Below are 13,203 nucleotides of genomic sequence, written 5' to 3' on the forward strand. Positions count from 1 at the left end.
TTACTCACCAATTGCCTTTGCTGGATCAACCTTCAAAATTGATCTAATCGGAATCAAACTACCAATAATACCCATGACTAGCATCCCTAACGTACCACTAATCATAATTGCTGGCGTAAAGGTCATTGGCACAGCTGCTGGTAAAGTTAAATCAGTTAACCACATCAAGATAATCGCAATTACAACACCAATAGCTACTAAAATTATGGATTGACTGATCGTTGCACCAACTAAAGTTTTACTTGGAATTCCTTGAGCCCGCATAACGGCAAAATTATGCATTTTTTGCATAGTTAAAATATATAGGAAAACAGCAATCACGATCAAAGAAATAACAAATAAGAATCCAATCATCAATTCAAAAGTTAAGTTTTGAGCCGTATATCCTGGAAGCTTATTAATAAAGGCTTGAATTGGGTATGTCTTGGCATCCTTATAATTGAATTTATAATTACTATTCTTTGAAACAACTGCAGAAGCGGCTACATTAGGAGCGACCATCCGCAGTTTTTTCCAAGTTTTCATTGAGCCATAAACAATTGGCGCAATATTAATCTTGGCGTTATTTACAAAACCAACAATTTTATATTTTTTCTTAGAGCCATTCAGAGAAATTTGATCTCCAAGCTTGTAGCCTTTGTCTTTGAAACTACTGTCTACTGTAATCTGATTACCATTCTTTGCTTTTTTCCCAGCAATTATATCTTGATCTTGATAAATAAACTGGTCTTTTTTGATGCCTAAGAATTGAGCTGAAATTGAGCTTTTTCCCTTTTTCTTAGCTACAATTCCTAATTGACCAATAATTGCTTCATTCTTGCCAATTTTTGCGTTTTTTAGATCGTCTTTTGTCAGAATTGACTGACTCATGCTGATATTGGCATTTTTATTTAAAACAATCTTTTGCGCATTCCAATTTTCAATTGCTTGTGTATTCTGACTTGCTAACCCAACAGCCAAAGATGACAACATAAAAATTAAGTAGCTGATCAAAAAGATCATCAAAATAATCAAGCCATAGCGCAATTTTTCATGCTTAATTTCTTTCAGTGCTAGAAACATAACTACATCCCCTTTGCTAGTATGTCCAGGCTCTTCTTATAGCGCGCCAAGTTCTTTTCCTGATTTTCGGGATCTGATAAGCATAAGTTGATAACTTCATGACTAAGTACCATGGCACTCCACAATTGTGGCCCCATATTCAACAATTGTCTTGAATAAATTTTGAAATTATCTGGTATCAAGTACTCATTTTGCAACATATGCAATTTCATCATTGGTTCATATTTACTGTATTGAACTTTATCAATAAACTTAACTACTCTTGCATAAAAATGATTAGAATCAAATTTTTCATCAGGACTCATCCCAGCATGAATGTCTTTAATAGCGATGTGATACATATAAACATATGCATCAATTAAATCATCAAAATATTTATAAAATGCTCCTCGAGCAATGTTGGCATTCTTAACAATATGTGACACCTTAGCATCTGCTAACGGATAAGTGCTGAATTCTTCTAACAACACCGCTTCAATACGTCTACGTTTAGCAGACGGTAAATTTTTAAAAGTTTGCTTAACCATTTTGTTTTCCCCTTTTCCAACACAAATGACGACTTGTCATCAATTACTTATATCATAGCTGATTGTGACGAGTTGTCAATACATATACACAAAAAAATAAGGCCTCTGCCTTCTTTCTCTAAACTAAAACTCGATTATAGTAGTACAACCTAGCAATACCATCACGGACGCTAAATTTACTTAATGCACAATTATTTGGCGTATCTATCTTGTCCATGTCGCCATTACTCAAATAATGAGCTGCCATCATTCGAATCAAACGACCATGTGCCACTACTAATACCTTACCTTCTGGATATTTTTGATATATTTCGTCTAAAAAGTTAGCGCAACGTGCTTCAAACTCTTCGTAGCCCTCACCATTTTTGGCATATTTTACATAGTCGCGAGTAACTTTTCCCCATGGATCAACGACATCCGGATATTCCTTAGCAATATCATCCATCTTCTTGCCGTCCCAATCACCAAAATCAAATTCCAGCAAACGTTTGTCTAAATTTAATTTCTTTTTACCTTTAGTAAAAATTTTCGCAGTCTCTACTGCTCTCTTCATTGGACTGGAATAAACAACATCAAATTTATTTTCATCAAACTTAGCGGCGGATTTTTTAGCATATTCACGACCAAATTCATTCAAGTCTGCGTCAACTTGTGCGCCCTGAATTCGATTATCTTTATTCACGTCTGTTTGTCCATGACGAATAAAAACTATTTCCATTTTTTACATCACCTTTTCTTAAAATCATACCCTTATTTAACTAATCTTTCCATTTCTTTACTGTTTTTTTAGCGTTTTGAAATTTAAAAAGCTTAAAATATAAATAGATAATTAGAAAGGGGAAACATTATGTCCCGCGTTACAATTGAAAGAGATGGTCTCACCTTAGTAGGAGACCGCGAAGAACCATTCGGCGAAATCTATGACATGGCTATCCTCATGCATGGTTTTACCGCTAACCGCAACACTGAATTATTAAGACAAATTGCCGATGATCTACGCGACGAAAATGTCGCTAGCGTCCGTTTTGACTTTAATGGTCATGGCGAAAGTGACGGCAAGTTTGAAAATATGACTGTGCCAAACGAAATCGCTGACGGCAAGGCAATCTTAGAATACGTTCGCACCGATCCACATGTACGTAATATTTTCTTAGTTGGTCATTCCCAAGGCGGTGTAATTGCATCAATGCTCGCCGGTCTTTATCCTGACGTGATTAAAAAAGTTGTCCTTTTAGCACCAGCTGCTCAATTAAAAGACGATGCACTTAAAGGTAACACACAAGGCGCAGTCTATGATCCTAACCATATTCCTGATACTGTTCCACTAGTCGGCAATAAATTAGGAATGAAACTAGGCGGATTTTATCTCCGAACCGCTCAAGTTTTACCGATTTACGAGGTCTCTGCCCGCTTTAGTGGCCCAGTATCAGTCATTTATGGTACTAATGACCAAGTAGTTAACCCTAAATATGCTAAAAAATACCATGATATTTATGAAAATAGCGAACTTCATGCCATTACGGATGCAGATCACAGATTCACTGGTCAATACAAAAAGTCAGCATCAGATTTAACTGCTCAATTTTTAAAACCATTATTTTAGCGCCGAGTAAAGTCGAACTCAGTACGAAAGACGTAATGATCCTTAGTACTTACGTCAGGTTCAAATTGAAATTCAAAATCATTAAAGTCCTGCAAATCTGTGGGATTTTTTATTTGCTTCTCGGCAATGTAGCGCACCATTTCACCACGAGCCATCTTAGCGTGAACCCCAACGGTCTTCCACTTATCATTTTTTAGTTCCTGAAAGTCAACCGTAATTAATTGTCGTCCTTGACTCAAATAAGGTTTAACCAAACGTGTATATTGTTTGGAAGCCAAATCGATAACTATATTATCTTCTTGAAATAAATTTTCAGCGATATCACTGCCCCAGAAATGATACAAGCTATAATCACGAAAACCAACCATTTTAGTATTTAATTCTAGGCGATATGGGCAAACACCATCAAAAGGCCGGAGCATACCATAAAATCCTGATAGAATCCGCAAATTCTTTTGAATATAGTCAAGTGCAGGTCGTGTAAATAAATCCGGCGCCATATATTGGTATTGAATTCCTGAAAAAGCCAAAATTGCAGGAGTTAATCGTTCATCCAAATTCATATTTTCTAGTTGCAATATGCTTTGCTTAGTCACATTTTCACTAGCATGCCAAAGGTCTTTTAACTGTTCATTTGAACTTGACTTAAGAAATCTTTCTAGAATTCGTGTCTTATCCAAGAACTGCGGTTTTGACTGAATTGGAAATGAATCACGATCAATTTTCATAATTTTTGCAGGTGCAATAATAATTTTCATTTTTAGATTTTGTTCCTTTACGGTAAACTTAAGTTGTGATTAATAAGGAGGAAAAATAATGAATCCTGATTTTGCAATTGTCTTAAATTATCAACTTAATGATAAGGCTGATGCCGACTTTTTAGTAAAAACAGCCCGTAATATCGGTGCTCGTGCAGTGATGACTGACAGGCAAACTGAAGATTTCAAAACAGCTTGCGCTAAGTATACTATTTTTTTAGCTAATCCAGAAAATAGTACTGACTTAACTAAGGATAACGTCATTGATACCATGGTCAATAACCGTAAAGCTGGTAAGACTACAATTATTAATGTGCCCGTTGAAGCAGGCAAGTTTTCTGCCGCAACTCAAGCAATGCTGGATACGATCAATGATTGGATGCACCAATTCGGTCACGCCTTCAACGAAGGAAAAACTAGTGCTTTAACCAGTAGCGATGGTTTTATTTTAGAAAATCGCCATGCAAATTACCAAAAATATGTCTTCTTACCTAGTCCTCTTCCTGACAAAATCGTGGTAGAAGGCCTAGTCGAAGAACCTAACCGGGTAGAATGGATTGAACATCGAACTGATCTTGATTTTAACTATAAGGATCAAAAATTAACTATTAACTTAGTCAAACCAGATGATGAGTTTGCTTGGCAAGTGTTGCGAATTCAAGCCCACCGACCTGAAGATGACATTTTAGAAACGAAATTTTAGTAAAAAGGCGTTCTTTGTAGCAGAACGCCTTTTTACAATCTTATGTAATTGCTATTTCTATTTTCAAAAAAATTTATTCTTGCTTAAGCTTTAACTACTGAACCATTATCAAAAAATTCTCTAAAACGACGTGCTTCTTTATCCAGAGTAATTTCATCATTAACTTGCGATAACTTATAGCCAACAAAATAAGGTGGCGCTTCAAAACGTGTAATATATTTAGCACAAATACCGTCATCATTACGCGGATAAAAGAATAGATTATAAGAATCGCAGCGGCCATTATACATGATATTTAACAAATACTTGGCACCACTTTGAATCCAGTCAGCCCACAAGTCAATGCTATTTTTATCTAACAAGTTAATATTGAGCTCAGTGTAGCCTTGAACGGGATGTTCAGCAATGTTAACTTCTACCCCACTTTTTTCAAAAAGGGTCTCACCTTCAAAATTATTCGGGTGAATATATTTATAGCCATCTTCATGTTCAAAGCCAACTATCTGCATATGCGGGTGAATCAAGGAACCACCTGAATGTGGACCATAGTTCTTGTACCAAACAATTGACTCATATTGGTCACTAGCCTGCATTTTTTCAAAACAAGCTAGCGCAAAATGCATCAACTTGCGATTATGTTCCTGCGTATAAGTACTAATATCGCCGTTATGATCACTAGATTCAATTAACACAGTCTGCCAGGTATCGCGCAAGGTCGGGAACTTATTCTTAAGCCAAATCATGTCATCTTCCTTGGCGTAAATATCAGTTAAATTTTCAACATCACAAAATGGGCAAACGCTTTTCTTCTTATCCTTACGATATGATTGCGGTTTGCCTTTAGCAATGCTCATTTGAAAAACAAGTGGATCATTAGTCATATTTATTCCTTTTTTTTATTTAAAATAGTTTAAAGTCTAATGGGTAAAGTTTTACTATAATGTAAAATATTTTGTAGCTTTACTAGCATAAAAATACTTGTTATACTGTGTCAAAACAAACGTTTATTCGAAATTTACTAAGAGATGGGTTTTAATAATGCAATCTAGAACAGAAATGAGAAAACGAAATAATCGCAACAATCTCTATCTTATTATTATTGGCATAATTGTCGTAATTGCAATTATTTGTGGCTTTATCATTCATAATCAAAGAGTAGCAGCCGAGCGTAGCCAACGTGAATATGCGTCTACACACTTTAATCCTAACGTTACAATCTACGGTGTAAAGGTCGGAAAGCTGACGGTTAATAAGGCAACTACCAAGATCAATGATCAAGCAGACAATGTGGTCTTTTTAAGAAATAAAAAGATTATTGCTGAAAAAGACGATAATGTTCAAACTATCAGTCAAGCTGAAGTTAAAAATATTTTTACTAAACAACATACTGATTTGCCAAGTAAGCAAAAATACGTCTTCAAATCCGCCAAAATGGATGAAGCCAAAAAGAATTTGCAAAAGATTCAAAAGGCTGTCGTAACTTATAAAATTAACGGCAAGGAATATCAACTAAGAGCTGATGAATTAATCCACGAAGTTACTTACAAAGATGGCAAGTACAAGTTCACTGACGTTAAGAAGTTACATGCCAAATTGGAAAAAATCGATCAGGAAGTTAAAACTCTGAAGAAGAGTTACAAGTTCACTGTTCCCGTCGGCAACAAGGTCAACGGCAAAACAATTACCGTTAAGAACGAAAGCTATGGCTGGGGAATTTATGTCAAGAAAGCTGTAGCAGCAGTAGAAAATGCTTTTATTAATGGTCAAGATGTTGTTGATGGTAGTAAGTATATTTATGGCGAGGGTTATAGTACCTATGCTCATGGTTATGGCAAGAGCAATCATGGTATTGGTAAAAACTACGTCGTTGTCTCCATCAAAAATCAGGAACTATGGGTTGTCCGTAAAGGGAAAGTTGCCGTTCACTTAACTGACGTTGTCACAGGTACTGAAAATAAGAGTAACGCTACTCCTAAAGGTGTTTGGTACATCATGTACAAAGAATCACCTAGCGTATTGCGTGGTTATAACGACGATGGCTCTAAGTATGCCTCCAAAGTACAATATTGGATGCCATTTACTTTGAGCGGCTGTGGCTTACATGACGCTAGCTGGCGTAGCGATTGGAGTAAGTCAGCCTATCTTACTGGTGGCTCACATGGCTGTGTTAACATTCGTCCAGCTGAAATTAGAAGTGTTTGGAACAATGTTTTGACCAACGACGCTGTTATCGTATATTAAAAATAAAGATTAATCGTCTACTTCAATTGAAGCAGGCGATTTTTTTGCGTAAAATTAATAGAAAAGATATAGATTTTTGAGAGGATTAGACATGTTAATTATTGGTATTATCTGCCTATTTGTGGCAGTGATTTCTTACTTCAAGTATCTTAGCGAAAAAAACGGACAAGCCAACCAAAAGCAAGCAGAAAACAAAAACGAGGCAAAATGGCAACGCACTTTAGCCATCATTTTCCTTGTTTTCGGAATTTTATTAATCGGTTATTGGATTGCATTGCGCTAAAAAAGACGTGAATTTTCACGTCTTTTTTTAAATATAATGGATTACCACGTTACCCATGTTAGCTCTACCCTTTAAAACCAAAGTTGGGCCGCCTCCATTGCTCTTGCCTTTTACAATAACATTGCCTAAGCTAACGCTCAATTGATTCTCTAGCTCCCATGATAGTGGAATATAGAGATTAACATTGCCCATTGAAGCTGTTAAATTCAAAATTACTGTATCTCCTGCCGCCTTCGCATCATCGAGATAAATATTAGCATTACCAAATGACGCATCTAGCGTAATTGATTGCAAATGTTGGGAGTGAATGTAACGCGAAGAATCGCCAGCTATTTTTTGATTAATAACGATGTTGTCGCCATCTTCAATGATATCTTGATGGCTGACGCGATGTTTTGGTTGGGCGTTTGCTTCTGCATCCCCATCGCCGCTACTCCAATCAAATGATTTTTGGATGGTTATCGTTGGTTTAACGCTTCTTTTAAAGAGTAAACTCAAGCCAATTGAAACCAGTAAAGCGATAAATAGGATCATCCAAGCTGATAAAAGCTTTTTAATTCCTAGCGGTCCGGCATAAGTAATTACCAAAAAGGCAATTGAGAAAACTGAAACATAGATACTGCGATCAAGCAAGCCTTTGATTAAGCAAGCCACAAAAATGACGGTCAAAATAATCATCCAAAAGCCTATTTTAAAACTTAATAGTCCCAATTGACTCACAACTAGGAGTACAGCTGCAGCTAGCAATCCCACACCCCATAAAATTCTGCTAAAATTATTTTTCATAATTAAGACCTTCTTTCATCTAAGCGCATACGCAATTCTTTATAATATCGACGGGATGCATATACGGTTTTATAGGTATCATGAAATTGGATTTTACAATCCGAAATCGATCTAGTTAGACCATAAATTTGATCTAAATTAATAATTGTCGACTTGGAAATCCGCATAAAACCTGCGCCTAAAATATTTTCTAGCTCATACAATTTATGTTTATCCAAGCATGCCCTGTCTTGTGTATGTAGAATTACTTGCTTAGCATCTGTTTCAAAAAATAAAATTTTGTTCAGTGGTAAGTAGTAAGAAACATTATCCTTGAAGCACTCGATTTGATCTTCATGCTCTATATTTTGCAATTTGCGATAAAGCTGTTCCATTTCTGGAGAAATATTTTTAGCCTTAATAATCAATTCATCTTCTGAGGCATCTGGATCAATCTCAAGTTTTACTTTCATGTTCCTCACTCCCTTCCAAATCTGATAATCATATTAAAAAATATTTTAGCTAACTTTTCCATAGTTTTGAACTAAGCGGTAAATTTTACCTTCTAAGTGGTAAAAAAATAAGACGACATCTGCCGTCTTATTGCTTATTATCAATGTAAACTAGTAAAAAACGTTATCAATCCGAAAATAATTCCTGGGAAATTAGCCGTAAATAGTGGCCAATCTTTCTTTTCACCCAGAACTGCATAGAGTACCCAAATCGTACAGTTAATCGCTGCCACTAATGGCTGAACAGGATTCCCATAATTTCCGTTCAAGTTATTAATAATTTGTGGAATATAAGAAACGTACATCAGTACAGATAACACGGATCCAATACGTCCTATAGTTAATACAGTTTTTCGATCTAATCCTTTAAATTTTTTCAACAAATCTCTCCCTTATCGTTTATTGTATGAAAAACCAGAGATCATTGCAAAAAATCTAATTTTAGTGGACACCTTCCATTAGCACATTAATTCTCTTAACTAAAAAGAACATTATTACCGCAAAGGCTACGCTGACCAAACCAACAGCCATGAAATATTGGACTTCCGTGCCAGTTGAATAAAATTTAACAATCTGCGCATTAACCGCCTGACCTGTCGCATCAGCCATGAACCATAGACTCATCATTTGTGAACGATAAGCTTCTGGCGCTAACTTAGTGGTGATTGATAGTCCAATCGGTGAAATCAACATTTCCGCAATTTCAACTAAGAACCAAGAACCAACTAGCCAAAATGGACTAACCTTGCCTGCTGTACCATAAAGCATCCCTGGCAAAGCCATCCACATATAAGATAGACCAGCAAAAACTAGCCCTGCTGCAAACTTGCCTGGAGCTGTTGGCTGCTTTTTCCAATGTTCCCAAAGCCAAACGAAGATTGGCGTTAAAATCATAATGAATAATGGGTTAAGAGACTGAAAGTTGGCTGCTGTAAAGTGCCAATTACCAATATGAAGCACGGTTCTTTGAGCGGCAAACAGAGCTAAAACTACTGAGCCTGATTCTTCAATGCCCCAGAAGATAGCTGCAGCAAAGAACAATGGAATGTAAGCCTTAACTCGTGAACGCTCAACCTTAGTTACTTTTGAACTACGTAGCATCATCACAAAGTAATAAATTGGCAGTGCAATTGCTAAAATAGTCAATAAAGTAATGACATTGTCAACGTTCAATTGACCAAAGCCGGCCATTGCAGCTAATACAAGGGCAATCACCACGAACCCAATAACTACCCACTTAATAATATTAAGCAAGTCACCCTTATCAATAGGATCATTAGGCGTCAAACTTTCAGGAGAAAGGTATTTTTTACCGCCCCAAACATATTGCACTAAGCCAAAGAACATCCCGATTGCAGCTAAAGAAAAGCCGGCATGGAAGTTCATTTCATTACCAAAAATATGAAAGCCAAAACCTTGTGCTGCCCATGGAACTAACCAAGGTGCAAGAAATGATCCTAAGTTAATCCCAAAGACAAAGATGCTAAAACCCGCATCTCTTCTGCGATCTTCAACTGAATAAAGACCACCAACCATGTCAGATACATTTGGCTTTAATAAACCAGTACCAACCACAATTAAGGCAATTGAAGCATATAACGCCGTTACACCAGCTGGAAGTGCCAAGACAATGTGACCTAACATGATCAAAACGCCGCCATAAAAGACGGTTTTTCTTGAACCCCAAACACGGTCAGATAGCCAGCCACCAACTAGGGTTGATAAATAAACAAGTGAACCATAGATTGACATGATTGATGCAGCCGTTGTTTGGTCCATTCCCAGACCACCTTTGGTGACTGCATAATACATGTAGAAAAGCAGGATGGCGCGCATTCCGTAGTAACTGAAGCGCTCCCACATTTCAGTAAAGAATAACGTGGACAAACCCTTTGGTTGTCCGAAAAATGCTGTATTTGAATCTTGTTTCCCCAAATGAAAACTCCCTTCTTATCATAGATAAGCACAATAGAAATAATTATACCACGAAAAAATAAGGATCCACTTTTTACAGTGAATCCTTATTTATTAGGTAATTATTGCTTCAAATTAATCGATTGCTTTAGCAACTGCATTGTTAACAGCTACTTTTTCAGCTTCGATCAAGTCAACTTTACCTTCAATAACTTTAATATCCATCTTAATTTCACGACTAAGAAGTGGAATATTTACCTTTGGTTCAAAGAATTCTTTAAATTCTTTAAGTCTAGTTGGAGTATGGAAGACGCGAGTAGTTACTGTGATGAATGTTGTAAATTCCATGTCACCACCGACAGTCTTATCAAGCCAATCCCAATCTTCTCTAATCCAGTCCCAGGCTGCTTGTTGACCATGATGGTTGCTGAGCAAACCAGCATACCAGCCACGCAAGTCTTGTGGTTTAATTACGTCAGCATTTTCAAAATTATCAACAATTAACGCAACTTCGGCCGGATCAATCGTACTAGTAATTGCGCTACGAAGATCAACTTTGTATGAAGGATCAGCGGTTCTTTGATATTCCTTGATTAGGTTTTCGATTAGGTTGTGGCTACCAAAGTTCTTTACTTCATTGATTAAAACATACGGACGAACATCAGCATTCATTGCTTCTAAATTGTCTTCATTAGCAGTGAAAATCTCATGAGCTGTTTTAATTGAGTCTTTATTTTCAGCGTAAAGACTGGCACTTAATTCATATGGACGAATTTGTGCATCTTCATCGCTTTCACCTGGCTTAACTTTCCAGCCCAAACGAGCAACTTGACTAGCGGATAACTTGTCATAAAGCTTCTTTAAGTCCTTTTCTTGAGCTGATTCAGGTTCAACAAATTGGCGCAACTTAGCAGCAGTAGCGTAAAGAGCATTAATAACTACACTTGACTTCGAGTCAGCAAATTTAGTCAAAAGTGGCACAACAGCAGCATAAGAAATTTGTTTACCTTCTGCTAAAAGACGTAAGTCTTGCAATAATTGCAATTTGGCAATTGGATCAAGTTCATCAACATGAGCCAAAATATCATCAAGCAAAGTCTTGTCATACTTAACGATAAAGTGTGAGTTGTTACCTACATTAATTCTAAGTGGATGACCTGCTTCACTACGTAAATTCTTGTAGTAACCTAAGTCGATTTCCTTATCAGACATAATCTTAGGTGCCTTGAAGTTAGCATTCAACGGAATTTGCCATTGTCTACCAACGTCCTTGCCTTCACCAATAAAGAATTGTTGTTGTGAAAGCTTTAAGTGACCATCGCTACTATCAACATATGCACTAACTACTGGATAACCTGGTTGCTTTAACCATGAGTGCATAATCTTGCCAATATCAAGGTCAGTTGCGGTTGAAAGAGCATCCCAAAGATCGTCACCAGTGGCATTACCAAACTTGTGGTGATCAAAGTAATACTTCAAGCCTTTTCTTAAGGCATCGTCACCAAGAAGTGAACGAACCATAACTAACATTCTAGAACCCTTGGCATAAACAATGGCACTGTCGAAGGCAGAGTCAATATCTGCTGGGTCATTGATTTCCATTTGAATTGGTTGAACACCGTCAGTAGCATCTCTAGTCAAAGCTGCAGGTGCTTCACTGGTTTGGAACATTTCCCAAATATGCCAATCAGGTTCTAGACCATCAACTGACAAGTATTCCATCATGTTAGCAAAACTTTCGTTAAGCCATAAATTATCCCACCATTTCATGGTTACTAAATCACCGAACCATTGGTGAGCCAATTCGTGAGTAATAACTGTAGCAACCAATTTCTTCATTTCAAGGCTAGTATTGTCTGGATCAAGCAGTAAATATGCTTCACGGTAAGTTACTAACCCCCAGTTTTCCATGGCACCAGCACTGAAATCTGGCAAAGCCAATTGCAATGATTGTGGAAGTGGATACTTAGTTTGGTAAAATTCTTCGTAAAATTCAATTGCGTTCTTAGCAACACCCAAAGCAAAGTCTAATTCCTTAGGCTTGTGGGCCTTAGTTGCATAAACACCAATTAAGACGCCATCCTTAGTGTGAGTAGTCTTTGATTGCAAATCACCAAAGGCAAAGGCAACCAAGTAACTAGACATGCGAACAGTTTCTTCAAAGTGGTGGTAGCCGTCCTTGTCCACTTCAACCTCAGGCATATTGGCAAGAGCAACTTCGCCATCTTCTTCATCCCACTTAAGCGCAAGACTAAAAGTAGCCTTAGCTTCTGGTTCATCAACACATGGAAAAGCTTGACGAGCAAAAGTAGTTTCAAATTGGGTACCAATAATTTGCTTCTTCTTACCTTCTAACTCGTAGTATGAAGGATAAATACCCATCATAGTATCAGTAAGTGGTGCACTATAAGCAATTTCAATTACAGCCTTGCTGTTTACACCAGTTGAAATTTTGATAGCTTCCTCTTTTTCAAGTACTTCAAAATCTACCTTTTTACCATCAACCTTAACGCTGTCAATGGTCATATATTTTTGGTTAATAAATACTGGATTTTCAATTACTTCACCGGTAATCGTTGAAGTACCATTAATTTCCTTTTGCTTACGGTTTACGTTAATACGTAAATCATAATGTTCTGGGTGGAAAGTTTCATAAAAACGTTTAACTGCCATATTTTTCCTCCTAATTAATAGATCATTTACTTTTAATTTTACCAAAATAAGCGCGAAAGCGCTCAAAAAAGGCTATTTCTTATTGATTGTAAGGATGACGTTTCAGTTCTGTAACATTGCTGTCATATTGAGCTTGTACTATAGAAGCATAGTCATTAAGAA

General features: G+C 36.8%; 14 protein-coding genes. 4 read left to right on the plus strand and 10 right to left on the minus strand.

The window, feature by feature from the left end; all coding sequences use genetic code 11:
* The 3 genes from CP367_RS05505 to CP367_RS05515 form a co-directional block, all read right to left on the minus strand.
* A complete protein-coding gene (locus CP367_RS05505) occupies positions 1-1,062 on the minus strand; it encodes an ABC transporter permease (RefSeq protein ID WP_023488372.1) in 1,062 nt (353 codons plus the stop codon).
* A 2-nt stretch (positions 1,063-1,064) separates the two neighbouring features.
* Positions 1,065-1,589, minus strand: a complete 525-nt coding sequence (locus CP367_RS05510) for a TetR/AcrR family transcriptional regulator (RefSeq protein ID WP_089146026.1) — start codon at positions 1,587-1,589, stop codon at positions 1,065-1,067.
* 118 nt (positions 1,590-1,707) lie between these two features.
* Entirely contained in the window at positions 1,708-2,307 is a 600-nt protein-coding gene (locus CP367_RS05515) for a histidine phosphatase family protein (RefSeq protein ID WP_089143623.1), read from the minus strand.
* Positions 2,308-2,436: 129 nt separating this feature from the next.
* Between CP367_RS05515 and CP367_RS05520 the strand changes: the two genes are divergently transcribed.
* Positions 2,437-3,192, plus strand: coding sequence for an alpha/beta hydrolase (locus tag CP367_RS05520; protein WP_013086974.1), 756 nt, complete (start codon positions 2,437-2,439; stop codon positions 3,190-3,192).
* Here CP367_RS05520 and yaaA read toward each other — a convergent pair.
* Entirely contained in the window at positions 3,189-3,950 is a 762-nt protein-coding gene (gene yaaA / locus CP367_RS05525; RefSeq protein WP_089146025.1) for a peroxide stress protein YaaA, read from the minus strand. The two genes, CP367_RS05520 and yaaA, sit on opposite strands and share 4 nt — an antisense overlap.
* 58 nt (positions 3,951-4,008) lie before the next feature.
* Here yaaA and CP367_RS05530 point away from each other — a divergent pair, with 58 nt between their 5' ends.
* On the plus strand, positions 4,009-4,653 hold the full coding sequence (locus tag CP367_RS05530) for a hypothetical protein (protein ID WP_005721800.1): 645 nt from the start codon (positions 4,009-4,011) through the stop codon (positions 4,651-4,653).
* 83 nt (positions 4,654-4,736) lie between these two features.
* On the opposite strand, the gene CP367_RS05535 is transcribed toward CP367_RS05530, so the two are convergent.
* On the minus strand, positions 4,737-5,534 hold the full coding sequence (locus CP367_RS05535) for a DUF4931 domain-containing protein (protein WP_089146024.1): 798 nt from the start codon (positions 5,532-5,534) through the stop codon (positions 4,737-4,739).
* Between the two features lie 157 nt (positions 5,535-5,691).
* Here CP367_RS05535 and CP367_RS05540 point away from each other — a divergent pair, with 157 nt between their 5' ends.
* Together CP367_RS05540 and CP367_RS05545 are read left to right on the plus strand one after the other, a co-directional pair.
* Positions 5,692-6,894, plus strand: coding sequence for a L,D-transpeptidase family protein (locus tag CP367_RS05540; protein ID WP_089146023.1), 1,203 nt, complete (start codon positions 5,692-5,694; stop codon positions 6,892-6,894).
* 91 nt (positions 6,895-6,985) lie between these two features.
* Positions 6,986-7,177 carry a hypothetical protein gene (locus CP367_RS05545; protein WP_013086978.1) on the plus strand — a complete coding sequence of 64 codons (192 nt, stop codon included), beginning with the start codon at positions 6,986-6,988 and terminating at the stop codon, positions 7,175-7,177.
* Between the two features lie 27 nt (positions 7,178-7,204).
* On the opposite strand, the gene CP367_RS05550 is transcribed toward CP367_RS05545, so the two are convergent.
* The 5 genes from CP367_RS05550 to CP367_RS05570 all read right to left on the minus strand — a co-directional run bounded on the left by CP367_RS05550 (position 7,205) and on the right by CP367_RS05570 (position 13,041).
* Positions 7,205-7,963 (minus strand): hypothetical protein, encoded by a 759-nt coding sequence (locus CP367_RS05550; protein WP_089146022.1) that lies wholly within the window; start codon positions 7,961-7,963, stop codon positions 7,205-7,207.
* A 2-nt stretch (positions 7,964-7,965) separates the two neighbouring features.
* On the minus strand, positions 7,966-8,415 hold the full coding sequence (locus tag CP367_RS05555; protein ID WP_013086981.1) for a LytTR family DNA-binding domain-containing protein: 450 nt from the start codon (positions 8,413-8,415) through the stop codon (positions 7,966-7,968).
* Between the two features lie 140 nt (positions 8,416-8,555).
* Entirely contained in the window at positions 8,556-8,837 is a 282-nt protein-coding gene (locus CP367_RS05560; RefSeq protein ID WP_080514219.1) for a SemiSWEET family transporter, read from the minus strand.
* 58 nt (positions 8,838-8,895) lie between these two features.
* Positions 8,896-10,389, minus strand: coding sequence for a peptide MFS transporter (locus CP367_RS05565; protein ID WP_089146021.1), 1,494 nt, complete (start codon positions 10,387-10,389; stop codon positions 8,896-8,898).
* Between the two features lie 114 nt (positions 10,390-10,503).
* Positions 10,504-13,041: a M1 family metallopeptidase gene (locus CP367_RS05570; RefSeq protein WP_065990773.1), complete on the minus strand. Its 2,538-nt coding sequence runs from the start codon at positions 13,039-13,041 to the stop codon at positions 10,504-10,506.
* Between the last annotated feature and the right edge of the window lie 162 nt (positions 13,042-13,203).

The organism is Lactobacillus sp. UMNPBX16, from assembly GCF_002553775.1.
In the GTDB taxonomy this organism is placed as follows: domain Bacteria; phylum Bacillota; class Bacilli; order Lactobacillales; family Lactobacillaceae; genus Lactobacillus; species Lactobacillus crispatus.